General features: G+C 48.5%; 22 protein-coding genes. 17 read left to right on the top strand and 5 right to left on the bottom strand.

All coding sequences use genetic code 11. From position 1 onward, the window contains the following. The first annotated feature begins 320 nt into the window (after positions 1–320). Positions 321–707: a winged helix-turn-helix transcriptional regulator gene (locus LBCZ_RS07960; RefSeq protein ID WP_010487928.1), complete on the top strand. Its 387-nt coding sequence runs from the start codon at positions 321–323 to the stop codon at positions 705–707. Positions 708–806: 99 nt separating this feature from the next. Here the strand turns inward: LBCZ_RS07960 and LBCZ_RS07955 are convergent, their stop codons facing one another. Beyond that, positions 807–1,868: an IS30 family transposase gene (locus LBCZ_RS07955; RefSeq protein WP_039638870.1), complete on the bottom strand. Its 1,062-nt coding sequence runs from the start codon at positions 1,866–1,868 to the stop codon at positions 807–809. A 494-nt stretch (positions 1,869–2,362) separates the two neighbouring features. Here LBCZ_RS07955 and pheS point away from each other — a divergent pair, with 494 nt between their 5' ends. The 3 genes from pheS (at position 2,363) to mltG (ending at position 7,152) form a co-directional block, all read left to right on the top strand. Then, positions 2,363–3,409 (top strand): phenylalanine--tRNA ligase subunit alpha, encoded by a 1,047-nt coding sequence (gene pheS / locus LBCZ_RS07950; protein WP_025013918.1) that lies wholly within the window; start codon positions 2,363–2,365, stop codon positions 3,407–3,409. A gap of 1 nt (position 3,410) precedes the next feature. Then, complete coding sequence (gene pheT, locus LBCZ_RS07945; RefSeq protein ID WP_025013917.1) at positions 3,411–5,822, top strand: phenylalanine--tRNA ligase subunit beta; 2,412 nt, start codon at positions 3,411–3,413, stop codon at positions 5,820–5,822. A gap of 178 nt (positions 5,823–6,000) precedes the next feature. Then, positions 6,001–7,152: an endolytic transglycosylase MltG gene (gene mltG / locus LBCZ_RS07940; protein ID WP_025013916.1), complete on the top strand. Its 1,152-nt coding sequence runs from the start codon at positions 6,001–6,003 to the stop codon at positions 7,150–7,152. A 230-nt stretch (positions 7,153–7,382) separates the two neighbouring features. Here mltG and LBCZ_RS07935 read toward each other — a convergent pair whose 3' ends face one another. Then, positions 7,383–8,435: an IS30 family transposase gene (locus LBCZ_RS07935; protein ID WP_010620018.1), complete on the bottom strand. Its 1,053-nt coding sequence runs from the start codon at positions 8,433–8,435 to the stop codon at positions 7,383–7,385. Positions 8,436–8,663: 228 nt separating this feature from the next. Between LBCZ_RS07935 and udk the strand changes: the two genes are divergently transcribed. From udk to LBCZ_RS07905, 6 genes are all read left to right on the top strand, one after another. Continuing rightward, positions 8,664–9,302, top strand: a complete 639-nt coding sequence (gene udk / locus LBCZ_RS15615) for a uridine kinase (RefSeq protein WP_010487936.1) — start codon at positions 8,664–8,666, stop codon at positions 9,300–9,302. 66 nt (positions 9,303–9,368) lie between these two features. Further along, on the top strand, positions 9,369–9,839 hold the full coding sequence (gene greA / locus LBCZ_RS15610) for a transcription elongation factor GreA (RefSeq protein WP_010487938.1): 471 nt from the start codon (positions 9,369–9,371) through the stop codon (positions 9,837–9,839). A 228-nt stretch (positions 9,840–10,067) separates the two neighbouring features. Next, positions 10,068–10,772, top strand: a complete 705-nt coding sequence (liaF, locus tag LBCZ_RS07920; RefSeq protein WP_025013686.1) for a cell wall-active antibiotics response protein LiaF — start codon at positions 10,068–10,070, stop codon at positions 10,770–10,772. Beyond that, positions 10,769–11,833, top strand: coding sequence for a sensor histidine kinase (locus LBCZ_RS07915; RefSeq protein ID WP_025013685.1), 1,065 nt, complete (start codon positions 10,769–10,771; stop codon positions 11,831–11,833). Before liaF ends, LBCZ_RS07915 begins: the two co-directional genes overlap by 4 nt. Continuing rightward, entirely contained in the window at positions 11,826–12,491 is a 666-nt protein-coding gene (locus tag LBCZ_RS07910; protein ID WP_039639112.1) for a response regulator, read from the top strand. The genes LBCZ_RS07915 and LBCZ_RS07910 overlap by 8 nt, the downstream gene beginning before the upstream one ends. Continuing rightward, positions 12,472–12,771 (top strand): HesB/YadR/YfhF family protein, encoded by a 300-nt coding sequence (locus LBCZ_RS07905; RefSeq protein ID WP_010487945.1) that lies wholly within the window; start codon positions 12,472–12,474, stop codon positions 12,769–12,771. Before LBCZ_RS07910 ends, LBCZ_RS07905 begins: the two co-directional genes overlap by 20 nt. 100 nt (positions 12,772–12,871) lie before the next feature. On the opposite strand, the gene LBCZ_RS07900 is transcribed toward LBCZ_RS07905, so the two are convergent. Beyond that, positions 12,872–15,448: a YfhO family protein gene (locus tag LBCZ_RS07900; protein ID WP_039639110.1), complete on the bottom strand. Its 2,577-nt coding sequence runs from the start codon at positions 15,446–15,448 to the stop codon at positions 12,872–12,874. 145 nt (positions 15,449–15,593) lie between these two features. On the opposite strand from LBCZ_RS07900, the gene LBCZ_RS07895 reads away from it, so the two are divergent. The 5 genes from LBCZ_RS07895 (at position 15,594) to LBCZ_RS07875 (ending at position 20,230) form a co-directional block, all read left to right on the top strand. After that, a complete protein-coding gene (locus LBCZ_RS07895; RefSeq protein WP_025013684.1) occupies positions 15,594–17,720 on the top strand; it encodes a peptidoglycan D,D-transpeptidase FtsI family protein in 2,127 nt (708 codons plus the stop codon). A 184-nt stretch (positions 17,721–17,904) separates the two neighbouring features. After that, positions 17,905–18,594 carry a rhomboid family intramembrane serine protease gene (locus tag LBCZ_RS07890; RefSeq protein ID WP_010487950.1) on the top strand — a complete coding sequence of 230 codons (690 nt, stop codon included), beginning with the start codon at positions 17,905–17,907 and terminating at the stop codon, positions 18,592–18,594. Next, entirely contained in the window at positions 18,591–18,845 is a 255-nt protein-coding gene (locus LBCZ_RS07885; protein ID WP_025013683.1) for a YqgQ family protein, read from the top strand. The genes LBCZ_RS07890 and LBCZ_RS07885 overlap by 4 nt, the downstream gene beginning before the upstream one ends. After that, positions 18,838–19,800, top strand: coding sequence for an ROK family glucokinase (locus LBCZ_RS07880; RefSeq protein WP_010487954.1), 963 nt, complete (start codon positions 18,838–18,840; stop codon positions 19,798–19,800). The genes LBCZ_RS07885 and LBCZ_RS07880 overlap by 8 nt, the downstream gene beginning before the upstream one ends. Before the next feature lie 22 nt (positions 19,801–19,822). Next, entirely contained in the window at positions 19,823–20,230 is a 408-nt protein-coding gene (locus LBCZ_RS07875) for a rhodanese-like domain-containing protein (RefSeq protein WP_010487956.1), read from the top strand. Positions 20,231–20,300: 70 nt separating this feature from the next. Here LBCZ_RS07875 and LBCZ_RS07870 read toward each other — a convergent pair whose 3' ends face one another. Next, positions 20,301–20,480: a DUF3042 family protein gene (locus LBCZ_RS07870; protein WP_010487958.1), complete on the bottom strand. Its 180-nt coding sequence runs from the start codon at positions 20,478–20,480 to the stop codon at positions 20,301–20,303. A gap of 68 nt (positions 20,481–20,548) precedes the next feature. Here LBCZ_RS07870 and miaA point away from each other — a divergent pair, with 68 nt between their 5' ends. Together miaA and LBCZ_RS07860 are read left to right on the top strand one after the other, a co-directional pair. Beyond that, positions 20,549–21,508: a tRNA (adenosine(37)-N6)-dimethylallyltransferase MiaA gene (gene miaA, locus LBCZ_RS07865; protein WP_039639109.1), complete on the top strand. Its 960-nt coding sequence runs from the start codon at positions 20,549–20,551 to the stop codon at positions 21,506–21,508. Continuing rightward, positions 21,492–22,754 (top strand): methionine gamma-lyase family protein, encoded by a 1,263-nt coding sequence (locus LBCZ_RS07860; RefSeq protein ID WP_025013682.1) that lies wholly within the window; start codon positions 21,492–21,494, stop codon positions 22,752–22,754. Before miaA ends, LBCZ_RS07860 begins: the two co-directional genes overlap by 17 nt. A 99-nt stretch (positions 22,755–22,853) precedes the next feature. Here the strand turns inward: LBCZ_RS07860 and LBCZ_RS07855 are convergent, their stop codons facing one another. Continuing rightward, positions 22,854–24,944: an Orn/Lys/Arg family decarboxylase gene (locus LBCZ_RS07855; RefSeq protein ID WP_039639106.1), complete on the bottom strand. Its 2,091-nt coding sequence runs from the start codon at positions 24,942–24,944 to the stop codon at positions 22,854–22,856. Positions 24,945–25,077 lie beyond the last annotated feature (133 nt).

Raw genomic sequence — 25,077 nt, 5'->3', positions numbered from 1 at the left:
GGCTCAGCAGTGGAAACAACACAGCGACCGATTTTTGTCGCTGATGTTGTTAGGCGACTTTGAGACAGTGGTTTTCTGGCTCAAAGCGCCGTCACAGCGTTCCAGCCCCAGCTGGCCGGAGATTGCGTAGTTTGGCACGACATGGAACTTATTGCCTAAGACTTTTTTGATCGTTTTGGGACTCCAATAATTAAGTGACTTTATTAGCAGTTTTACTTGGTTTGTCTGGACTTTCTTATACATCGGGTTGTAATATTTTGCCAGTGTGGTATGCTAGCACTATCTAAATGTAAGTAAGTGGGAATAATGAGGTGAGTAGAGTGGATGCAACAGTAACCAGTACAACCGATTGTCAAAGTCAGCAAGTCGCTCTTTGTCCTAAATTTCAACATACGTTTGAAATTCTAGGCAAGAAGTGGAACGGTTTGATCCTGGAAGTGCTATTAAACAATGGCAATTCGCGGTTCAAGGATATTGCGAAGCTGATTCCGCGTTGTTCAGACCGGGTTTTGGTTGAGCGCCTGAAAGAACTTGAGGGCGAAGGCTTGATTAATCGGTTGACGCACAAGGATTCGGCGTTAATCGAGTATGCACTGACAGATAAAGGCCGTGCTTTGAATTCAGTGATGGCAGCGGCGCATGCTTGGGGCGATGCCTGGGTTACGGATGAAGAGTGCCACGCCAATGAGACTCAGAAAAACGCGTAATTCACGCGTTTTTTCTTTTTCCCAAATTGCAAGAACAAGTTAGCCGGGGTGTTGAGACACTCCCAAGAACAGCCTGTTATCTTATGAGTTGTTCATTGTTTAGCTTACGTGTTGTGCTGAACGCCGAGTCCGGCGCACTTCGGTCTCAAAACACTCCTGGGGGCCACGGTAGTCTAGCTTTCTCCGGGGAAGCCCGTTAAGACGGTCTTGGGTAGCCAGCACCTGGCTGGGACTAACATCATCCAGCGACTCGCCTTTTGGGTAGTCACGTCTAATCATGCGATTGTGGGCCTCGTTGGAGCCGCGATCGCATGAGGTGTATGAATGCGCGTAGAAGATGTCTGTATCTGTGTCCTCAAAGGCCTTATCCAGAGTCGAGAACTCCGGGCCATTGTCTGCGGTAATCGTGCGCAGACAGTCACCCCACTCAAGCTTGATTTCTCGTAACGCAAACTCCACAGAGTCCGAGTCTCGGCCGTCGATCAGTCGGAGAAGTTGGCAACGAGTCTTCCGCTCAATCAGGCTAAGGATGACGCTCTCACGGCCATTGCGTTTCCCGACAACGGTATCCATCTCCCAATGTCCGAACTGCTTGCGGCGTTCGACAGCCTTAGGACGCTCCTCAATACTGCGGCCGGCTAGGCGCTTATGCTTAGTGCTCTTGTGTTGCTTGGTCCGCCGATTTGCCTTCTCCACGAGATCGATGTTCCGAATTTCTAAGCGTTGATCATCGATGTAGCGATATAAAGTGGTTGTGCACACCATCTCCTCAGGGGTGAATAGCTTGGCTCGCCGTGCGGCGCCAACGGCTGCATCAGGCGACCAGTGTTCAGTCTTGGCCTGATTAACGTACCAGGCCAGGAAGTGGCTTGTAGCGGCGAATTTATCCGGCCTATGACAATTCAGACGTGCGGTCTCATAGCGCGTCTGAGCAGCTTCAGGACTATATTCCGTATGATAGATCAGTTTGCCATTAATGCGCTTAGCCTGCTTGACAGTCCCTCGGTCAATCTCATTATTGATGGTTTGATGGCAGACGCCAATTTTGGCAGCAATTTCGCGTTTGGAGGTGCCGGTGGCGTAAAGTTCTGCAATTCTACCGCGTTCCATTTGAGACAAATGATGACCTGGTTGACGACGTGTGATATCCTGTTCATGCATCAGGACAATACCTCTTTCATTGTTTGTGTTGGAACTTCAATGATACAGGATATCTGTTCTTGATGTTTTTTATTGTCCCAAATTTGTAATAAAAGTGGCTAACTTGATTTTAAAACGCGCGGTTTTTTCTTTTTAACAGGCGCCAGTTAAAAAATCAGCTCTTGACGTCAGCGCTCAATTTGCTAAGCTTGTTTTATCTAAAAACATAAAAACCATGACGAAAGCCCAAACAGGCTGGTAAGACAGGGAGTGACGTTCATAAGACTGCGAGACGTCTGTTACCAAAATGTTTGTCTTCACTTTCCGAGTTGACTTTTGAGGTGGCAACACTTAGAAAGCTCCGGCCTAGCCGTTACCTTGTTGAGTGCATGGATCAGTGTGACCATGAACAAGGGTGGTACCGCGACGCTTCGTCCCTTTTGAAGAGGGACTTTTTTTATGCCTTCAAACGCATAAAAAATGCCGCTTGCAGTCAGTAATTGAGGAGGAAAAATATGGATTTTCAAACCAAGCTCGAACAACTTTTTCAACAAAACAACGAGCGCATCAAAGAAGTCGATTCGTTGGATGACTTGAATCAGATTCGCGTGCAATTATTAGGTAAAAAAGGTCCGATCACCAGCGTGCTACGCGGAATGAAGGATCTCGCGGCTGATGAACGACCAAAAGTCGGTGCATTTGCCAACAAAATTCGTGATGAGTTAAGTGCCGCGATTGAAGCCCGCAAAGCGCAATTGGAACAGGCAGTTATTGATGCCAAATTGGCGTCGGAAACTATTGACGTGACATTGCCGGGTGACCCGCTTGTTGCTGGTACGCCGCACATCATTATCCAAATCATGGACGATCTTGAAAGCTTCTTTATGGGCATGGGGTATCAAGTGCTGAGTGGCCCGGAAGTCGAGGAAGATCATTATAACTTTGAAATGATGAACATTCCCAAGGACCATCCGGCGCGTGATATGCAGGAAACTTTTTATATCAACAATGAATTGCTAATGCGGTCACAGACGAGCCCGATGCAGGCACGAACCATGGAAAAGCATGATTTCAGCAAAGGACCGCTGAAGATGATCAGCCCGGGTGTGGTGTATCGTCGCGATGATGACGATGCCACGCACAGCCATCAGTTTCATCAAATGGAGGGCTTAGTCATTGATAAGCACATTACCATGGCTGATCTCAAGGGAACGCTGCTTGCCATGTGTCAGCACGTTTTTGGCGCTGATCGAACAATTCGGTTGCGTCCGAGTTATTTTCCATTCACGGAACCGTCTGTTGAAGTCGATGTTTCCTGCTTCCGTTGCGGCGGCAAGGGCTGCCCGGTTTGCAAGTATACCGGGTGGATTGAAGTCCTCGGTGCCGGCATGGTGCATCCGAATGTTCTGCGGGCAGCCAAGATTGATGCCGATGTCTATGGTGGCTTTGCATTTGGCCTCGGTCCGGATCGGTTCGCCATGCTGAAATACGGCATTGACGATATTCGCAGCTTTTACACAGACGACTTGCGCTTCCTAACGCAGTTCAGTCAGGAGGGTTAAGATGAACGTTTCATATGATTGGTTAAAAGAACTCGTCAATGTCCCGGTTTCACCAGAAGAACTGGCTGACAAGGTTTCCCGAACTGGGATTGAAATCGATGGGGTTAAGCACCCTGACGCCGGATTGAAAAAAATTGTAGTCGGGAAAGTGCTGACAAGTAAGCCGCATCCAAATTCCGATCATCTCAAACTTTGTGAAGTGGATGTCGGCGAAGCGGATCCGCGGCAGATTGTTTGCGGTGCTCCCAATGTCACTGCAGGACAAACGGTCATTGTGGCACTGCCAGGTGCGCGGATTGCGGACAATGTCAAAATTAAAAAAGGCAAAATGCGCGGCGAAGAAAGCCTCGGGATGATTTGTGCGCTTCAAGAAATCGGCTTTAACGAAAATGTGGTACCGAAGTCCTATTTAAACGGCATCTATGTTTTCAACGAACCATTGAAGCCAGGCAGTGATGCGTTAGCCGCGTTAGGTATGCATGATGCCATTTTGGATTTTGAAATCACGCCAAACCGCGCGGATGCTTTAGGAATGCGTGGTGTTGCGTGGGAGGTCGGTGCCACCTATGCCGAAAAGCCGCATTTTGTCGAAAAACCGTTAACCGAGGGCACGAAGCCGATTGCCGACTATCTAAGTGCGGAAGTCAAAGATGCCAACGATGCACCGAGCTATCAGCTGCGGGTTATTGATCATGTCACGGTCAAAGAAAGCCCACTCTGGTTGCAGCGGCGTCTCTGGAATGCCGGAATTCGACCAATTAATAATATTGTCGATATCACGAATCTGATTATGTTGGCATACGGTCAGCCGCTACACGCATTTGATTATGCCAAACTTGGCAGCCAATATATCGAAGTCCGCCGGGCCAAAAACGGTGAGCCATTAACTACCTTGGATGGTCGGGAACATGAACTGGATGATCGCGATATCGTCATTACGAACGGTCAGGTGCCGGTTGCTTTGGCCGGGGTCATGGGCGGCTTGAATTCGGAAATTTCCGAAGCCACCACAACCGTTGTCGTTGAAGCGGCTAGTTTTAATCCGGTTAATGTGCGGAAAACCGCGTTGAAATATAATCTGCGCTCAGAGGCGTCTTCCCGCTTCGAAAAAGGCATCAATCTGGCTGATATTAATCATGCGTTGGATGCTGCTGTCGCCTGGATGGCTGAACTGGGTGGCGGTCAATCGGCTAAAGGAACATTGAGTCCGACTGCTGTTGAAGCCAAGGATGTGGTGGTCGATATCTCACTAGACCACATCAATCACGTCTTAGGCACTGATCTGCAAGAAGACCAGGTAACCGGCATTTTTCGCCAGTTAGGTTTTGGCGTGACGGTTGCAGACGGCTTGTTTGCGGTTGCGGTTCCGCCACGCCGTTGGGATATTCACATTAAAGCGGATCTGGTTGAAGAAGTTGCGCGTATTTATGGCTTCGACAATTTACCAAGCACCTTGCCGACGACAACCATGACAATCGGGGAATATACCCCGAAGCAGAAACGCATTCGGCGGACACGGCATCTTCTTGAAGGACTGGGCTTAACCCAAGCGATCACTTATGGCTTAACCACTGCCAAAGCAGCCGAGCAATTCAAACTGCAACCAGGCAAGCCAACCCGGGTTGATTCGCCGATGACAACCGATCATGCCGTGTTGCGCATGAACATGGTCACTGGGTTACTGGATGTCATTAAATACAATCAGGCTCGTAAGGAAACCAATGTGGCGATTTATGAGCAGGGCCGCATTTTCACCAAAACCGGCGATCAGGTTCGCCCGACTGAAATCGAGTACCTAGGTGGTGCATTGACTGGTCAGGTGACGACTAAGACCTGGAACCAGGATGCCCGTCCCGTTGATTTCTTTTACGTCAAAGGGATTGTCACCCACTTGCTTGAAGATTATTCATTGACAGAGCCGGTACGGTTTGCGGCAACGCAGGCAGTGGCCGAACTGCATCCAGGCCAAGCTGCCGATGTTTTTGTCGGCGACACGCGCATTGGCTTCTTAGGGCGACTGCATCCCGCATTTGAGCATGACAACCATTTACCAGAGACGTTTGTCTTTCAGCTGGATCTTGATGCGTTGTTCGTTGCGCCAAAACAGGAAAAGATTGCCCAACCGGCGCCGAAGTTCCCGGCCGTTACGCGCGATATTGCACTTCAGGTCGCCGAAACAGTCACGAATGCACAAGTGATGGACGTTTTCCGGCAACACGGCGGTGCCTATCTCAAGCAGGTTAAACTTTTTGATGTTTACGCAGGTGAACACATTGCTGAAGGCCAAAAGAGCTTGGCATACACGCTGACTTATCGGCGGGATGACCAGACGCTGACTGAAGACGAAGTGACGCAGGCCTTTGATCGCGTTAAATCTGCGTTAGCATCAGATTTGGCTGCTGAGATTCGCTAATCATCAGTCGCAATTTACCGCGCAATTAGGTATGATGGTCACTGGTTATTAAGCTGCTGCCGAAGATAGTTCGGCGGTGGTTCTGTTACATAAGCGGCTGTATGCTGCCATTTTGGATTACAGGCACATTTAGTTTAATCCGCGATAAACAATAGTACGTAAAAAGGAGGCATCTTTTTTGGATAGGCGATCCCGACATGTAGAGGACAAACGGCGGTTGCGCGCCGATGAAAAAAAGGCGTCGCACAAGATTGTCGCGTGGGTTTTGGGCATCTTGTTTGCGGTGCTGGTAATTGTTGGCCTGATGGGGTATCGGTACGTCCACTCGGCACTTCAGCCGGTGAATCCGAATGGCAAGACTTCCGTCAATGTGACGGTGCCTGCAGGTTCATCCACCAAACAAATTGCCGCCAAATTGGAAGCCAAGCACGTGATCAAAAGTGCCATGGTGTTCAATTATTATGCCAAGTTTCACAACATTGCCGACTTTCAGGCCGGCAGTTATCAGCTGACGCAACGTGATTCGATGAATCAGGTGATCCAAAAGTTACGGGCTGGCGGCACAGCAGCCACCGAGGCGGGACAGTTGCTGGTTGAAGAAGGCGCGACAATCGAGCAAATTGCGACATCCGTGAACAAGCTGGGTAAATCGAATCAGAATCTGACAAGCAAGAAGTTCATGGCGCTCATGAAAAATCAGACCTTCTTTAATAAAATGGCCAAGAAATACCCGCAGCTCCTGAGTTCTGCTGCTTCGGCCCAAGGCGTTCGCTACCGCCTGGAAGGTTACCTTTTCCCAGCCACCTATAGTGTGAGCGCAGGCGAAACGGTAGAGGATCTGGTTGAAGCGATGTTAGCTAAAACCGACAGCGTCATGCAAAGTTACTATAAGAGTATCAAGAAGCAAGGGTATACGGTTCAGGAAGTCATGACCTTGGCTTCGCTGGTTGAGCGTGAAGGGGTGACCCAGGAAGATCGCCGGACAATTGCCGGGGTCTTCTTGAACCGTATTGATGCGGATATGCCATTGCAATCCGATATTTCGGTTATGTATGCTTTAAACACGCATAAAACCCATTTGACCAATAAGGATACCAGTGTTGATTCGCCGTATAACCTGTATGTGCATACCGGTTACGGGCCGGGTCCATTTGATTCGCCAAGTGAGCAAAGTATCACCGCGGTGCTAAGTCCAAATGATCGCAGCAAGCATTATCTGTACTTTGTTGCCAACCTGAAGACCGGCGAAGTGCTGTATGCTACCACGCGTGAACAACACGACGAGAACACGGCTAAGTTTGCCAGCGATAATTCATCAGTCAATAAGTAATTTACATGTTGGCCCTAGCGCCCCTTATCCACGACTTTAGTAGCATGATTTACTTGTGGGTTGATCTTGACAGGCAAGACGGAGCAGTTTTATCGTGTTAGAATCAATGGCGAAAGTTTAGTGACTCAATTAAAGAAAAACGGCCGTAAATTGCAAGAACAAGTTAGCCAGTCGTTGAGGACAATCCCAGAACAGGCCGTTATCAAATAGAAGTTGTGGCGCTAGAGAGACTACTGGGCCATGCGGCGAACGCGCCGAGCTTCGGCCTCAAAGTTTTGCTGGGGTGTGCAGTAGCCCTGTTGTTTGCGAGGCAACTGATTCAAGCGGTCTTGCGTGGCCTGCACTTGACTAGGGCTAATGTCATCTAGGGACATGCCCTTAGGGAAGTCCTGGCGGATCATCCGGTTATGTGCCTCGTTGGTGCCACGGTCGCAGGACGTGTAAGGATGGGCGTAGAAGATCTCAGTTTCCGTCCCAGCAAAAGCAGTATTTAAGGCGGTGAACTCGGGTCCGTTGTCGGCTGTGATGGTCTTGATGCAAGCTCCCCATTCGCGCTTGATTCCACGCAATGCATAGCTCACAGAGTCTGCATCTCGTCCTTCGATCAAGCGGAGAAGTTGGCAACGGGTCTTGCGCTCAATCAGAGTCAAGATGACGCTCTCCTTGCCATTGCGTTTACCGACAATGGTATCCATCTCCCAGTGACCGAACTGCCTGCGTCGTTCAACGACCTTAGGCCGTTCCTCGATACTGCGGCCAGCCAGGCGCTTAGCCTTGGTGTGGTGCTGGTGAGAGGTCTTCCGCTTAGTCTTCTCCAACAGGTCGATATTTCGAATCTCTAGGCGTTGGTCGTCAATGTACTGGTACAAAGTCGAGGCACAAACAAGCTCTTCAGGAGTAAACAGCTTGTGTCGCTTGGCATAGCCGATTGAAGCATCCGGCGACCATTTGTCCTGCTTAGCTCGCTGTACGTACCAGGCTAAGAAGACCTGTACGCTGGCGAACTTGTCAGGACGATGGCAGCTCAAGCGTGCAGTCTCGTAACGTGCCTGAGCAGCCTCTGGCAGGTATTGTCGATGGTAGACGCGCTTGCCATTACTCTTCTTGACCTGATCTACTGTACCTCGCTTGATTTCATTATTAATGGTCTGCGGGCAGACGCCAATTTCAGCAGCAATCCAACGATTGGACTTCCCAGCTTGGCGGAATCCGGCCACTTTTCCGCGCTCGAGTGATGTTAAGTGCTGACCTTTTTGGCGGTGTGTGCTATCCTGTTTCTGCATCAAGACAATATCCTCTTCCATTGTTTGTGTAGGAACTTCAATGATACAGGATATCTGTTCTTGATGTTTTTTATTGTCCAAAAAATTTTGAGACAGTGGCTAACTTGATTCTAAAATGCGCGAAAGAAAAACGGCCTTGGAAATGATGCTTGAATGCTGGACATCTTTTCCAAGGCTGTTGTGCGCAGTTTTTTCTGTCAACGATTTAAATTGAAAGAAGGCCAGCAGATGCAGCAAAAGAAACCCATTGTGATCGGTGTGACTGGTGGTTCTGCCAGTGGCAAGACCAGCGTAAGTCGGGCGATTTTCGATCACTTTTCCGGGCATTCCTTGCTCTTACTGGCACAGGATGCGTATTATAAGAAAAGCGACAAACCGTTCTCGGAGCGGAAGAAAATCAATTATGATCATCCGTTGGCGTTTGACACTCCGCTACTGAAGCATCATCTGGATGAGTTGATCCATCGTCATGCAGTTGATCAACCGGTCTATGATTACACGATTCATAATCGCTCGGATAAAACAGTGCATCTTGAGCCTAAAGATGTGATCATTCTTGAAGGGATTCTGATTCTTGATGATGAGTCGTTACGTAACATGATGGACATTAAGGTATTTGTCGATACAGATGACGATATTCGTGTCATTCGTCGGATCCGGCGCGACATGGTTTCGCGCGGGCGGACACTAGATTCAATTATTAATCAATATTTAAAAACCGTAAAACCGATGTATCATCAATTTGTTGAACCAACGAAACGCTATGCGGATCTGATCGTTCCGGAAGGCGGTCAGAATCAGGTCGCCATTGATTTACTGGTGACCAAGATCAAAGCCATTCTAGCGGAACGCGGTTTACAAGAGTAGCCATTGACAAATGGCTCCCGGATTAATAAAGTGACTAAGGAAAATAAGAAGTGAGGTAAGTATTTTATGGCAGACAAAAGCTATCCGATGACAGCAGAAGGTAAAAAGAAACTTGAAAACGAACTTGAGGAACTAAAAACCAAGAAACGCCCAGAAGTTATTGAGCGGATCAAGGTAGCCCGGGGGTTCGGCGATTTGTCCGAAAACTCCGAATATGAAGCAGCCAAGGATGAACAATCCACACTTGAAAATCGGATCGTGACGATTCAGACAATGTTGCGGTACGCTGAGATCATTGACGCTAAGGCAGTTGCTAAAAACGAAGTCTCCATTGGTAAAAAAGTGACCTTTGAAGAAGACGGCGACGAGGAAACATACGAAATTGTCGGGGCAGCGGAAGCCGATGCTTTCAATGGCAAGATCAGTAATGAAAGTCCCATTGCACAAGGACTTATTGGTCGTAAAGTTGGCGACAAAGTTACCATTAACACCCCAGGCGGCGAAATGACCGTGACGATTACAAAAGTTGAAGGCTAGTCCTGATTCATAAAAAGCTAGTCGGCAGTCACATCCTGATTAAGAGAACGTGGTTGCCGGCTTTTATTATGAGTGAATGTCATTTGCAGGTGAATATCAGCCTTACGCCCTAAGCTAGCGAGCATTTGATTCGTTATAATAAATCAAGAATATGGTAGTCGGGTACGAATTTGGTGATGCCTCACTGCCAGATAAATTCACGAGTTTGATTAAAAGGAGGGATCGCAAATGCGCCGCTGGCAACTGTTTTTGGGGATTGAATTTGCGCTCTTACTCTGGCTAGGATTCCAGATCATTACGAATCCCATGGCGTTGGCAACGATCCTGATTGGCTTTCTATTTCTTTTCTTAGGGATGCACTGGCACCGGCTGCGGACTTTCAGTGTCACGTTTGGCGGTGTTTTAATGATACTGGGTATTTTTATTAATCCCGCGATTTGGCTCATATTGATGGTGGCCGGGATCTTTTTGATGATGGTTCTGACCAAACCCAAAGCAGGCTTTTCGGTTTGGAATCATAAACAGTACGTTGCGCCGGTAACGGAGGCTCCAGGTAAAAAAGCCGGACGGCGAACCATTCGTTCCTGGGCGGGGCGGCAAACGATTGCACCCAGTTACGATTGGGATGACATCAACATGGTGGTGCCAGCCGGTGATACCATCATTGACCTGGGTGACACTTTTTTACCCAAAGGCGACAGCGTGATTATGATTCGCAAAGGCTTTGGGAAAACCAGAATTTTGGTTCCCGTGGGTGTTGGCGTTGCAGTGGAACATGCGACGTTTTATGGGCGACTGCATTTTGAAGATTCCGATTCGATGCTGCATAGCCAAAGTGTGACCGCTTATTCGCAGGATTACGACGATGCACCGCGCCGAATCCACATTGTCACGAATGTGGTGGTGGGCGACTTGGAGGTGCTGGCAGTATGAGAAGACGGATGTTAGTCGGTTTTTTTATGATCCTGCTGGTCTGGACGATTTTGGTCGAGGCCTGTTTGGTGTTTATGCTGGCAAAAGTGACCCATCATGATTTTTTGCAGCTGTTGTTAGCAAATGTGCTTTCAGCGCCGTTATTTGTTTACCTTTTTATTGGAGCCTTACTGATCAGTTCCGGCGCCACCGTGATTGTTTTATGGCGCCAACGGGTGATGCGCAATCAACTGGATAGTCGTCTGGCGCAATTAAATGCCGGACAATATCAGGCGCCGATTTTTAATCGCTCTCAGCAAGCAGTTGCTGCATTAGGCCAGCAGCCGGCTGACTTGCTTGAAGCGTTACGGCAAAAAATGATACGCTTACAACGTGAGATTGAACGTTACAGTAATACGCCTGTCCGCTTTTCCGGCGAAACCCGTGAGGCCATTCTAACCGGTGAACGGCATCGGTTAGCTCGGGAACTGCATGATTCCGTTTCCCAGCAGTTGTTTGCGGCGATGATGATGTTGTCCGCACTGCGGAGTGTCGCGGAACGCGACCCTAAGCAGGAAGCTTTGCAGAAGCAGTTGGATACGATTCAGAAAGTGATCAATGAAGCCCAGGCGGAAATGCGGGCGTTGCTATTGCATCTACGTCCGACTAATCTTGAAGGCAAATCGCTAAAGCAGGGGATTATCCAGTTGTTGAAAGAATTGCAAACCAAGATTACAATCAAAATCACATGGCAATTGGATGACATTAAGTTAAATGCGGCGACTGAGGATAATCTTTTCCGGATTGTTCAAGAGCTGCTTAGTAATACATTACGCCATGCTAAAGCCGATAGCCTTGAAGTTTATCTGAAGCGGTTGCAAGATATGGTTATTTTGCGTATGGTGGATGATGGTGTTGGGTTTGATCCAAAAGAAACTAGTGGCAACGGTAACTATGGTCTTGCCAATATCAAGGAACGCGCGGCGGCCATGGGTGGAACAGCCAAGGTCGTGAGCGTAGTCGGTCAAGGAACCAGTGTTGAAGTCAGAGTACCGTTATCAAAGGATGTTGCGCATGATTAAAGTATTGATCGTTGATGATCACGAAATGGTTCGATTGGGACTGGCGACTTATATTGGCGTTCAGCCTGACTTAGAGGTGGTCGATCAAGCCGAGAACGGCCAGGAAGGCGTCGATATGGCGTTGAAAGATCGGCCTGATATTATCTTGATGGATCTGGTGATGCCGGTAAAAGACGGCATTACGGCGACTAAGGAGATTCTGAAAGCATGGCCGCAAGCGCGGATTATCATTTTGACCAGTTTCATCGATGATGCCAAAGTGTATCCAGCCATGGAGGCAGGGGCGGCGAGTTATATTCTGAAAACCGCCACAGCGGAAGAAATTGCCAAAGCCATCCGCCAGACTGCCAAGGGCGAACGGGTACTTGAGCCGCAAGTGACCACTAAGATGATGAATCGCATGAATCATCCGCAACCGCAGTATGACGAACTGACCAACCGCGAACGCGAAGTTTTGCAGTTGATTGCGCAAGGCAAGTCGAATCAGGAAATTGCCACAGCGCTATTTATTACATTGAAAACGGTTAAAACGCACGTCTCAAACATATTAGCCAAGTTGGATGTCGAGGATCGGACCCAGGCGGCAATCTATGCGCTCAAGCATGGTCTGGTCAAAAATGATCAAGGAGATGATGGGGTTGCAACTCGCGATCACTGATAAAGCAAGTCAATGGTTTCACCGTGAATTAAATTTACCGGATCAAGGTGCCGGCATTCGTTTCTTCGGCAAAGCTTATGGGAAGACCCAGGTTCATGATGGTTTTAGCGTGGGCATGACAAGGGATGACCACCCTGAGCATCCAATCATGTCGGTCGAAAAAGACGGCGTGACTTATTTCGTCAATCCGACCGACGCATGGTTCTTTGAAAACCTTGCAATGACGGTTGATTACGATGCCCATCTGGATGAACCTAAGTACGAATTTAAAGAAGAATAGACTAGTTTGCTGTCACACTTAGCATGTCAGTAACCTGTGCACAAAAAGAATCCTTGGGTTAGTTGTTATTGCCCAAGGATTCTTTTTGCTCGTTTCACGATTATTTGCGAGTTTGGCGATACCACCAGCCTGCCGTCAGGAGTAAACCGATAACCGTTACCAGACTGCCCCAGCCCAATAATGGCGGCGTGTAGCGCATGGTAATGTGATAATGCCCAGTCTTAAGCGGAATGGCCATGAAAATGCCGAGACTGGTTTTAACCGAAACTGGGTTCCCGTTAACGCTGACGTGCCAGCCTGGTGCCGTTGGGATCGTTGTTTGCATCATTTGGTTTGGTTTACGAATGGTGACATTAGCTGCAATGGTGGTGTCAGTAGCGCGTTTAACCCGCCAACCGCTTGCTTGTAATTGTTTGAGATCGCGTAGAATAGTGCCGACGTCAGCTTGATACAGGCTGACATTGTCAAACCACGCCTCTTTTTTATTGAGCTGAAAAGTTAATGTTTGCTCCTGGAGACCCTTTTTAGGCGTGACATTTACAGTGATCGTGTCGTTAAAGCTATCAGGGAGCGTCACAGCGTTTCCATTTTGTTTGAGGTTCACCAGGTGATTGGCAAAATGGCTGCCAAGCGTCAGAACGTAGCATTTTCCCGCTTGCGGTTTAAAACGATAGGTCACAGTATGGCGGCCCTTGCCAACCTTAGTAAATGTCGACGTGCCATTTGATGTCGTGCGGCGAACGCCCGAAAGCGTCGGTTCGGGGAGTGGCAAGGCGCTAAAATAAGGATCGGTGTCTTTTCCCAGGGCGGCCTGGAGAATAAACGATTGATTGGCAACAGGCGTGTCACTATAAAGCTGCTGTTTCAGTAAATCGGTGCTGGCCGCAAAACCGATTTGTTGAGCGAATGGGGACCGCAGGATTTTCCAGGGCCCAACTTGGTTTACTTGCCGATACCATTTTAAATCAGGCCGTTGTCCGGCATCGGGTAGGGAGTTCTGCGCATGAGTCGGCGTTAAAAAGTATTTCATCCCCAACAGACTATCCGTGATTAACGTGCCATTGGTGTATGCCACCGAGCCATCGTCTTCGGGTTGGCCAATTTGCCCCAAGAACTTCGGTAAAGCTGGCTCGAGCAGCGAGTTAAATTGGTCGGCCCCGCGATAGTTGCCAGTCATCGGATCGTTACGCGTCCGAATTGTAGTTTTGCCAATGCGAAAGAATCCGTGATCTTCTTTCTTAACGGCGTTGGCACCTTGGACGAGCGCCGCGGTATAATCGTGGTAATCACGGTGGTCGAGGTAAGCCAGCTGATTCAGTGTCAGAATCATGCTGCCGCTCATGTCGACCAAAACAATGGCAAACCCAAACCATAACGGTCGGTGCTGGTCCAGACTGAGCCACACGAGCACTAGTAACAGCGAACCGATACCAAACACGAGATTACCGAAAGTCAAAAAGCTGAAGTGTTTCAGATTAAGTGCGACATCACCATAAATCAGCCCGAATACGATGAGTAAAATGACGAGCTTTTGAAGCGATAATCCTGTTTCTATCTTTGCCAAACTGCTAATACCTAAACTCAGGAACCAGAAGCACAAGACAAATGTAAAACGATACGGATACCAAACCGGAAATTGAAAACCATGCCACAATAAATCCAGCGGTTCGAACATGCAGGAAAGTAGCATGAAACCAGTCACCAAGGCAGCCGCAATTTTCTGCCGCCATGACTGCTGTCTGGATAAGAAGAAAAGGACTGCTAGAACAAATCCTAAGGCGCCGACGTAAATATTCGGGAACCCTGAAGGCATTTGATCAAAGTTGAAACTGCCCGGGATCAGCTTGCTTAACAAGCGATCCGGGGCATACTCAAAGCGCCACTGGAACGTTTTGACCGTATAAGTTGCTTTGGATTGGGCAAGTTGAAACCAGGTTGGAAGGAGTACCACGGCGCTGCACATAGCTGCCAGTAAGCTGGCGCCTATAAAGCGCAGGCCGATGCGCCAGGCGTGCCGCCAAGACTTGGCATGGGCACCGAGCCAATAAGCGGCGTATAATACCAGAAACAAAGCGATCATATAGCCTGTGTAAAAGTTAATGATTAGGGCAGCTGCCAGCCAGCCGATATAGGCAATGTTCCGGCCTTTGGTGAACAACGCCTCCGTACTTTGAACGATCAGCGGCAGCAAAATCGCTGCATCTAGCCATATCAAGTTGAAACTGTTTGCCAACAGCCAACCGCTAAGCGCATATGCCAATCCAAAAGCGGAAATCATCAGCCCGTTAATTCCGTGGTGTTTGGCATACCATCCCATGGTTAATCCGGCCGTGCTGATTTTTAGAATCATGATCAAAAAAGCAGCAACATCCAGCATGTCAGCGGGGAAAAGAATTACCAACAAATTAAACGGACTCAGTAAATAATATGCAAAGACGCCAAACATGTCGCCGCCTAATCCTTTATTAAAGGCATAAAAAAGCTGCCCCGGGTGGCCGAGCAGAGTTTGACGAAGATAGGCAAAAAAGTCAATATACTGTTGGCCCAGATCAACCGTGAGCACGCTGCTGGAACCAAACGGGAAAACGCCGCGAATAGCAAAGTAAAAACCGACTAACAGTCCCGGCAGTAAAAAACTAAGGATCAGCGGATTGTTTTTTAACCATCGTCGTCGCACAGGTACCCACCAACTTCTAAATTAAAATTAATTCCGGCTTATTTTCGTCCGGCATCGCTATTTCAAGCATATCATAAGACACATAGCGTTTTGCCGGGTTCTTTGCTACACTTTAAAAGATAGAGATTTCAAAGGAGCATTTAGGGTGAAGTACATTCGTACACCGCAGCCGAAACGAAATAAAAGTCACATTCCGTTTCGCTTAAATTTATTGTTTTTCATTGCGTTTCTTTTGTTAGCGGCACTGGTTGCCCAGCTGGCTTATTTGCAGATTCTAAATGGTCCCCGATTGGCTGCCGAAGTCGATCGGACGAACAAAACAACGGTCACCGGCAATGTACCGCGTGGGTTGATTTATGACAGTAAAGGTCGCGCACTTGTGACTAATAAGGCTAATAATGCCATCACCTATACCAAGAGTGTCGGAACCAAATCCCAGCAAATGTATGATATTGCCAATCAGCTGGCCGAGTTGATTGATAAGCCGGCTGAGAATCTAACCAAGCGTGATTATATTGATTACTACCTTGCGCAGACCAAGGTGTCAAAGCGAATCACCAAAAAGCTGCCTAAGCAGATTCAAAAATTGCCTTCAGCGGACTCCGATAAATTGTATAAATATCAAGTTGCCTATGTTCGCAAACATATGCCGACGTTGACGCCCATTCAAAAAGAAGCAGCAGGACTTTATAAAATCATGAACGGTGCCACGCAGTTGTCCACGGTTTATTTGAAAAACCAAAATGTCACTGCTCATGAGGTGGCGGTTGTCGGTGAACGGCTGACGCAGATGCCAGGCGTTAACCTCGGCACTGATTGGGAACGCTCATACCCTAATGGCGAGTCAATGACCTCGATCATCGGCCGGGTTTCCAATGAAAAAAGCGGGCTGCCTGCCGATGAACTGAACGCCTACTTAGCGAATGGGTATGCGCGTAATGATCGCGTCGGCACCAGTTACTTGGAAAAAGCGTATGAGAACGTTTTGAAAGGTTCAAAGAGCCAAACCCAGGTTGAAATCGGCAATAATAACCAAATTGTCCAGTCGGTTTCTAAATTCAAAGGACAGCAGGGAGCCAATCTGAATCTGACCATTGATTCGGAATACCAAAAGAAAGTCGAAAAGGCGTTGGATGACACCTTTAGTTCGGTTCGCTCGGCCGGTGCCGGCAGTTTATCGGATGGTGCATATGCCGTGGCAATGGATCCAAATACCGGGCGGATTCTGGCCATGGCCGGGCAACATCAGGATACGCAGACCCATAAAGTCGAAGACGATGCGCTTGGGGTTATCAATCGTGCCTTTGTTGTCGGGTCTGCCGTCAAAGGGGCAACGGTTCTCGGTGCACTTCAAGACGGAGTTATTACGGTTGACCACAATACCCAGGCAGACACGCCGATTTATTTGCCGGGTACACCAGTTAAAAAATCCGTTTACCCTGTCGGTACGTTCAGCTCGCTGGATGCTGCTTCAGCGCTGGAAGTGTCCAGTAACATTTACATGATGTGGCTGGCGATGAAGGAAGGCCATTACGCTTACTCGCCGAATAATTATCTAAAACTAGACAACAACATTTTCAGCAAGATGCGCGGCTACTTCAACCAGTTCGGCTTAGGAATCAAGACCGGCATCGATTTGCCTGGTGAAATTGCCGGGTTGGAAGGTAGTACCCATGACAGTTCTGGCAACTTACTAGTTGGGTCGGCGTTGGACTTGGCATACGGGAACTACGATAACTACACCTTGATCCAAATGCTGCAGTACATCAGTGCGATTGCCAATAATGGGTACCGCATGCGTCCTTACCTGGTCAACAGTATCAGTCAGACACTGAGAGATGGCAGTAAGGGACCGATTTTAAGTACAACTCAGCCATCTGTAACGTCTAAAATTGAGAATACCCAAGCACAAATCGATCTGGTGAAGCAGGGGATGTGGCAGGTTGTCCATGGTACGAATGGGTGGACAACGGCAACGTCGCTGAATTCCTTGAATCCTGGGGTCGCTGGGAAAACCGGGACGGCGCAAGGCTTTACCCGTGAGTCAAAAGGATCGGCGTTGACCGAGACCATCACGGAAAGTTTTGTTGGCTTTGCTCCAGCGAAGAATCCCAAGATTGCGATTGCGGTCATTATTCCTAACTTAAAAGCTGAAACGACAACGCCATATCAGTTACAAATTGCCAAAGAAATGTTTAGCGACTTCTATAAGATGAATGACATCAAAGAAGATAAGGGCTATTCGATCCATCAAAAGTCCATCAATGGTTAACGTTGTTGGCAGCGTGTGCAAAAAATGCTAAACTACTACAAGAACATGGCCGTCAAGTGATTGATTGGCACTGGTGGCAATGGGAAAACAACAGGGTCACCTGTTGTTTTTTTAGCGAGATTGGCGCTTGGCGACGGTTATACACGCACTTGCTGCTTGGACAGTCAAGTTAGAAAGGATTTCAATGAACTACGCAAATTGGCGCTCACGTTTTCAAAATTCAGCCTATGTGACCAACGGCATTCTGGCCGTCACGATTTTGGTGTTCATTCTAGAGACACTTTCCGGTGGCAGCACCAATACTGAAGTACTGATTGCTTATGGTGCCCGAGCTAATCCGCTTATTTTATACGGACAATGGTGGCGCCTGATCACCCCGGTATTTGTTCATATTGGCTTAACGCACATCTTGATGAATGGTTTTTCGTTATACTTTTTAGGCGAAATGACGGAACGTTTATTTGGTCATTGGCGGTTCTTCCTGCTATATTTCATTTCCGGTTTTGCCGGCAACGTGGCAAGTTTTGCTTTCAGTCCCAACACGTTGGCAGCAGGAGCCAGCACCGCGATTTTTGGGTTGTTGGGAGCTTGCTTGATGTTGGGGGATACCTACCGCGATAACCCCGTCATTCGGCAATTGTCGCGTCAATTTTTGTTGTTGGTTGTCTTGAACTTGGCATTTAACCTTTTCTCTAGCGGCGTTGATATTTATGGACACATTGGCGGTGTGCTAGGCGGTTTCTTAGCGGCCGGCATGTTGGGAGCCCCGGCACTTGGTCGTATGGGGACTGTCCGGCGCGTCGCTTCGGCAGTCACCTTGATCTTTGGACTGGTTGCTTTGATTTTATTTGGAATTCAGCGCGGAATCGTATGAAAACTTATTATGATGTTTTGCAATTATTAAAGAGCTTTGGCACCCTTATCCATGTCGGTAAACGGGTGTGGGATATTGAGCTGGCAGCACTAGAATTAGACCGTTTGCATCAGGCAAAATTGATTGACGATAAGGTTTATCTGAATGCGAAAGTTGTTTTGCGGCATGCCCATGAACAAGAAGAGCAAGATCCCTTGAATCACGATTTACCTTTGCATTCGGATCAACGGAGGAATGATCAAAATGAATAATCAAAAATTAATCGGGGTTGACTTAGGCGGGACAACCATTAAATTTGCTATTTTAACCCAAGCAGGCGATATTCAGCAGCGTTGGAGTATCGACACCAACATTCTGGATGAAGGCAGCCATATTTTGCCGGATATTGTGACGTCCATTAACGAACACCTAAAACTTTACAACATGTCGCCAGCCGATTTTGCCGGGATCGGCATGGGGTCTCCGGGTTCTGTTGATATCAAAGCTGGCACCGTTATTGGCGCATACAATTTGAACTGGAAAACATTGCAGCAAGCCAAAAAAGTGATCGAATCCGGCACCAAGATTCCTTTCAACATTGATAATGACGCCAATGTTGCGGCATTGGGCGAACGCTGGAAAGGCGCCGGTGAAAATGATCCGGATGTGACCTTCGTGACGCTTGGTACGGGCGTTGGTGGGGGCATTATTGCAGATGGCGAGCTGTTACATGGCGTTGCCGGTTCTGCCGGTGAGTTAGGACATGTCACCGTCGATCCGGTTAACGGGTATCTATGTACCTGTGGCAAGCGCGGCTGCCTCGAAACAGTAGCTAGTGCGACCGGCGTGGTGCGGGTTGCTCGTGACATGGCAGAAGAATTTGCCGGCGACTCAAAGTTGAAGCAAACGCTGGACGATGGGGACGAGATTTCTAGCAAAATCGTTTTCGATTTGGCAAAAGACGGCGATCGCCTGGCTTTGATGATTGTGGACCGGGTTTGCTTCTATCTTGGTTTGGCCTTAGCGAACGTTGGTAATTTATTGAATCCGAAATTCATCGTCATCGGTGGCGGTGTGTCGGCAGCGGGCGACTTTTTGCTTAAACGCGTCGATAAGTATTTCAAAGAAAATACGTTCCCGAATGTTCGTGAAACCACCCGATTGCGGTTGGCAACGTTGGGCAACACAGCTGGCGTCATTGGGGCCGCAAGCTTGGCGCTGAAGTAAGGGAAAAAGGAGAGTCGTGTAAGTGTTAACTTATCTGTTAATCTTTGTTGGATTATTTTTAATTTACTGGGGCTTCAGCTGGTTGTGGAGCTATTATCAAAAGTCGAAATTCAAGGCCATCGGTGGCGAAATTTCACCTGAAGAATTTGAGCACACGATGCGCAAAGCCCAGATTATCGACTTACGGGAACGCAACGAATTCAAAGCAGGCCATATTCTTGGTGCGCGTGACCTTCCGTATACGCAGCTGCGTGAGCGGTTAGGCGAGATGCGTAAAGATTTGCCGGTCTATCTCTATGACAAAACCGGTGTCCTTTCGTTGCGGGCAGCACGGCGCTTGCGCAAGAATGGCTTTGAGAAGATCAGCTGGTTAAAAGGCGGTTACGATAACTGGTCAGGCAAAATCAAAAAAAGCCCGACTAATTATTGAGCCGTACATAGGCAGCAAAAAAAGCAATCGCACTGGTCGATTGCTTTTTTGTTAAGCGATGCTTATTTGCTTAGCCTTGATGGGCTGAGAAGCGTTTGCGATTAGCTTTGCGCCGATTTTCATTGATTTCATCGGCCTTGGTTTCAACAGGTTCGACATAGTTTTTCTTGAAGGCGAAAACACTGCCGGCAATGGCGCCAAGCGTCATCAACGTGCCAACGAAAAAGCCGCGTGCAAATTTATGTTTCATGAGAATCCCCCCTGATTGGTGATCTGTGATACTGAATTTATTATACTATATTGATGGAGCTTAATGAAATGGATAAACCGGTAAACCGCATCGTCATGATTGTGGGACCAACAGCAGTGGGTAAAAGTGATCTTGGCATTTACTTGACCCAGCAGCTTCAAGGCGAAGTCATCAATGGTGATGCGTATCAAATTTATCGTCATATGAATATCGGTACCGCCAAAGTCATGCCTGACGAGATGGCTGGCGTCCCGCATCATTTACTGGATATCGTTGAGCCAACGATGCCTTACACGGTTGCTAAGTTTAAAGAAGCCGCCGAAAATGCCATCACGATGGTCAGTGAACGGCATCATCTGCCGATTTTAGTTGGCGGGACCGGTTTTTATTTGAATAGTTTACGCCTGAATCTGCCGCTGGGTGGTAAAGCGCCGCCAAAAAGTGTCCGTCAGCGATGGCAAAAGGCATTAGCCGAGCATGGTGCGTCATGGTTATGGACGCAGTTGGTACAGCGTGATCCGGTCGCGGCCAAGCAGATTGAACCTGCTAATACGCGCCGGGTGATTCGCGCACTGGAAGTCATTGAATTGACTGGCAGGCGGTTTTCCGAACAGCCTCAGCCCCAACCGCTTTATGAAACATTGGTTATCGGCTTGACCACGGACCGCGCGGTTTTATACGAGCGAATCAATGCGCGGGTGGATGCCATGATGGTTGAGGGACTGGAAGCAGAAGTCGCCAATTTGTTAAAAACCGTTCCGCCTGATGCTCAGGCAATGCAGGCCATTGGCTATAAAGAACTGGTTCCATATTTTAAAGGTCAAGCTGATTTGGCTGACTGTGTGGCACTCATCAAGCAGCATTCACGCCACTTTGCCAAACGGCAGCTGACGTATTTTCGCAACCAAATGCCGACACACTGGTTTGATTTGGTTGCTCATCCGGAAGAAAAGCAGGCAGTGGTTGCGTTAGTGCGGCGATGGCTGAAGCAACCGGTTAAAGGAGAAAAAGATGAGTTGGACAGATAAATTTGATCCCGCCTTATTAAAAATGGTCAGGGAAGTCGATACCCAAATCGCACCACAGTTGGCTGCGATTGATGAACGCATCTTGGAGAACCAAGATAAAGTTTTAACGAGCTTTCAGAAACACCATGTTGCCGAAAGCTATTTAACCGGATCGACCGGTTATGGACATAACGATGAAGGCCGCGATGTGCTTGAGGCCATTTATGCCGACGTTTTAGGCGGTGAAGACGCGCTTGTGCGGCCGCAATTTGTCTCCGGCACCCATGCCATCGGGGTTGCATTGCTTGGGCTTGTCCGCCCGGGGGATGAGATTTTGTACATCACCGGAAAGCCGTATGATACGTTGCAAGAGGTGTTGGGACTTGCTGGCAACGGCATTGGTAGTCCTAAAGAATATGGCATTGGCGTCGATTATGTCGATCTTTTGCCAAATGGGGCAGTCGACAATGACGCGGTTAAGGCACGGCTGACCGCTAAAACCAAAGTGGTTGCGATTCAGCGTTCGCGTGGGTATGCAACGCGCGATTCGTTTACGGTTGATCAGATTGCCGCAATGATCAAAGTTGTTCGCAGCGTTTTGCCAAATGTCTGGATTTTTGTCGACAATGCTTATGGCGAATTTTCCGAAACAACCGAACCACTTGAAGTAGGCGCCGATGTCATGGCGGGGTCGCTGTTTAAAAATGCTGGGGGCGGCATGGCCAAAACTGGTGGGTATATTGTCGGCAAGAAGGATTTAATTGAGCGCATCAGCTATCGCTTTACAGTTCCTGGTCTTGGTGGTGCCGAGGGGGCGACTGTCGGTGCGCTGGCTGATATGTATCAAGGTTTCTTCATTTCACCGCAAACAACCGGTAATGCGATTAAAGGCGCCATCTTTGAAGCGGCCTTATTCGCAAAGTTAGGCTTAGATGTATCACCAACCTGGGATGCGCCGCGGACAGACCTGATTCAAACGGTTAATTTCGGCAACCAAGCTGATATGGTTAAGTTTGCCAAGGCAATACAAGCCAATTCGCCCGTTGATAGCTTTGTGACCCCGATTCCGGAGAAAATGGCTGGTTATGAAGACGAGGTCATCATGGCCGGCGGGACATTTGTGGCCGGATCAACGGTTGAATTTTCCGGGGATGGTCCGTTGCGTCCGCCATACACGCTTTATTTGCAAGGCGGTTTGACTTACGCACATATCAAACTGGCAACCATGGGGGCGGCACAATCGACTTTTTTTGATCAAGCTAAATAAACGATTTGTATATCAAAAAGCGTCAGCGTCACTGCAAACAGGCAGTGCGTTGGCGCTTTTTTGATTTAGTTTTGCTGCTGGAAAATTTTCAAATCGATGTTAATGTTCGGCTACGACCTGCACGTAAGGTTCGCCGTTCATACCGGTTACGATGCCCTGAATCTCCGGCGTGAATCCGGGAAAACGCCGAATCCCGGCAAATAGGGTTTCAAAATAGTGAATGGCCACCGCACGCCAGCGTTCGCCCGGCACGACGACGAAAATGCCAGGAGGATATGGCAATGCCCCGGCAACCGCGATTCGGCCTTCCGCTGCCTGTAACGGGATGGTTTCAAATTCTCCACGAACAAAGCAACGGTCGGCTGCTTGCGGCGTCATAGCAGTCGGTATGTTGTTCGTGTTTGTAAAAAGTAATTGTTGCTGCTGGACTAACTTAGCTTCGCGGAAAAAGTCGGACATGTTCTGGCCCAGTTCGCGTAAGGTCATATGCAGATAAGCTTCACCGGTTTCAGCCACTAATTTTGGTAATGTCTCGGCAACAGTTTTGTTGGCAAAGTAATCTTTTTCGAATTGTTGCAAGACCCGACGCAGGTGCTGCCAGTCGGCTTTAGCAGAACCCGGCGTCACTAAAAATAGCAAACTGTTCAAATCGGCTTTTTCCGGGACAATCCCGTGATCAAGCAAGTAGCGATCAACCAACCAGCCGCTAACGCCAAATGTCGCCGTTTCCGGTAGCAGCACCGTGACCTTGCCCGGATCAAGATAGGCTTGGTTTGGTTTTAAGTGCAGAAGCTGATGCCACTTGGCGTTAGGCGCCATTGCCCAGGCTTCCGCAGAAGTCGTTGCCTTTTCAGGGGCAATTGCGGTTAATGTCGGGTTTTGATAGGCCGAAAACAAACGAGAATCACTTAACGAGCGGTGGAAGGCGAGTGCCGCCAGAAGCGCATCGGCCCAGATCTTTTGACCCCGGCGGCCTTGATTGATCGCAGTATTAGCGACCAACGATGCATAAAGTGGGTAAGAATAGCTAGTGGTGACGTGTTTTAGGTAAGCATGGTTGAATTGCTCATGGGTGACATAGCGTGGCTGTCCTTTGATGTGCGCATCTTTTTTATGAATCTGAGACGCTTGGCCGAAGCCGGACTGTTGCTTGTGAACGCTTTGGGTGACAATAATGCCCGGATCATCCGGACCTAATGGCATCTGCAAAGGATCCATCGGCTTCATGGCCGGAATGAACGGCTCATAGACGCCCCAAGCAGCGTCAAAGGCGATGTAATCCGTCAATGGGCCAAAAAGATCAAGTAACTGGCGAACATTAGGAACAATTCCATCGAAGGTTTCGAGTTCAAGAATGGCCAGTCTAAACGGATGGCGTTCTTGGGCTTTTTGCGGATCAATGCTCGCAACCAGTTGGCGTAGCCGGTTAGCGCTGATATCAGTAAGGTCGAGTGGACCGATTAATCCGCGTTGGGTACGGAGGGTGTCAAGGTAAACTGGGCGCGCCCCATTTTGCACCAGCGCAGCATTATAAAATGATTTGTGATTATTGCGGTCAAACAAGACCAGATTACCTGGCGTCAACAACGCACTAGCCACAATGTTGTTGGAGCCAGTCGTGCCATTGGTGACAAAATAAGTTTCATCAGCGTGGTATAACCGCGCCGTGGCTTGTTCAGCTGCCAGCGGACTGCCGCCATGTGTCAGCATGTCCCCCAGCGCAGTGACGACATCGCTGGTATCACTGGCAAAAAAAGTGTCGCCATAGGCTTGATAAAGTAAATAACCAGCGGGCGCTAATCGATCGTAATGGCCGCTGTGGTGACCGGGGGTGGCAAAGCTTGTGGGATTTGCCTGCGCAAAATTCAGTAGATCATTTAGAAAAGCAGGAATCATGGTCTTTTCGTAATGTGTCGCTGCCGCGGTGATTTGAGTGAGCAAATTAGCATCAAGTCGCGGTGCTTCAGTCACGTCCAGCTGGCCGGTTGAATCATTTTGGCGGTGGCCAATGACAAAGACCGGCAAAGGCAGTTCACTGGCAACAAGTTGGTCAAAGACATTTTGATCGGCCGCATGCACCACCACTGCATTGAAAGCTGCCAAAGGGTAATTATTAAACGGCAGCCAATCGGTGGGTAAGTTGACAGATTTCATGGTCGGGGTGTACCCAACGTGTAAATGTAAGGTCATGACGACAACGTCCCTTCAGAAACCTAGTTACTGTTATCACACGTTTCATAGTTGAAAATACCTAGAGAGAATTTGGCGCGGTAAGATTTCGGATTGCTTGGATAATACTGACAAGCGTGGCAAGTTGACTTAG

The sequence above is a fragment of the Lacticaseibacillus casei DSM 20011 = JCM 1134 = ATCC 393 genome (assembly GCF_000829055.1).
Taxonomy (GTDB): Bacteria; Bacillota; Bacilli; order Lactobacillales; family Lactobacillaceae; genus Lacticaseibacillus; species Lacticaseibacillus casei.
The sequence above is the reverse complement of the archived record's forward strand: the minus strand, read 5'-3'. Positions and strand labels throughout refer to the sequence as shown.

Coding starts and splice junctions, on each gene's coding strand:
- pheT (WP_025013917.1), top strand. CDS start 3,411: ATGAACGTTTCATATGATTGGTTAAAAGAACTCGTCAATGTCCCGGTT.
- LBCZ_RS07880 (WP_010487954.1), top strand. CDS start 18,838: ATGAATAATCAAAAATTAATCGGGGTTGACTTAGGCGGGACAACCATT.
- LBCZ_RS07860 (WP_025013682.1), top strand. CDS start 21,492: ATGAGTTGGACAGATAAATTTGATCCCGCCTTATTAAAAATGGTCAGG.
- LBCZ_RS07890 (WP_010487950.1), top strand. CDS start 17,905: ATGAACTACGCAAATTGGCGCTCACGTTTTCAAAATTCAGCCTATGTG.
- LBCZ_RS07935 (WP_010620018.1), bottom strand. CDS start 8,435: ATGCAGAAACAGGATAGCACACACCGCCAAAAAGGTCAGCACTTAACA.
- miaA (WP_039639109.1), top strand. CDS start 20,549: ATGGATAAACCGGTAAACCGCATCGTCATGATTGTGGGACCAACAGCA.
- udk (WP_010487936.1), top strand. CDS start 8,664: ATGCAGCAAAAGAAACCCATTGTGATCGGTGTGACTGGTGGTTCTGCC.
- pheS (WP_025013918.1), top strand. CDS start 2,363: ATGGATTTTCAAACCAAGCTCGAACAACTTTTTCAACAAAACAACGAG.
- LBCZ_RS07855 (WP_039639106.1), bottom strand. CDS start 24,944: ATGACCTTACATTTACACGTTGGGTACACCCCGACCATGAAATCTGTC.
- LBCZ_RS07885 (WP_025013683.1), top strand. CDS start 18,591: ATGAAAACTTATTATGATGTTTTGCAATTATTAAAGAGCTTTGGCACC.
- liaF (WP_025013686.1), top strand. CDS start 10,068: ATGCGCCGCTGGCAACTGTTTTTGGGGATTGAATTTGCGCTCTTACTC.
- LBCZ_RS07870 (WP_010487958.1), bottom strand. CDS start 20,480: ATGAAACATAAATTTGCACGCGGCTTTTTCGTTGGCACGTTGATGACG.
- greA (WP_010487938.1), top strand. CDS start 9,369: ATGGCAGACAAAAGCTATCCGATGACAGCAGAAGGTAAAAAGAAACTT.
- LBCZ_RS07910 (WP_039639112.1), top strand. CDS start 11,826: ATGATTAAAGTATTGATCGTTGATGATCACGAAATGGTTCGATTGGGA.
- LBCZ_RS07915 (WP_025013685.1), top strand. CDS start 10,769: ATGAGAAGACGGATGTTAGTCGGTTTTTTTATGATCCTGCTGGTCTGG.
- LBCZ_RS07955 (WP_039638870.1), bottom strand. CDS start 1,868: ATGCATGAACAGGATATCACACGTCGTCAACCAGGTCATCATTTGTCT.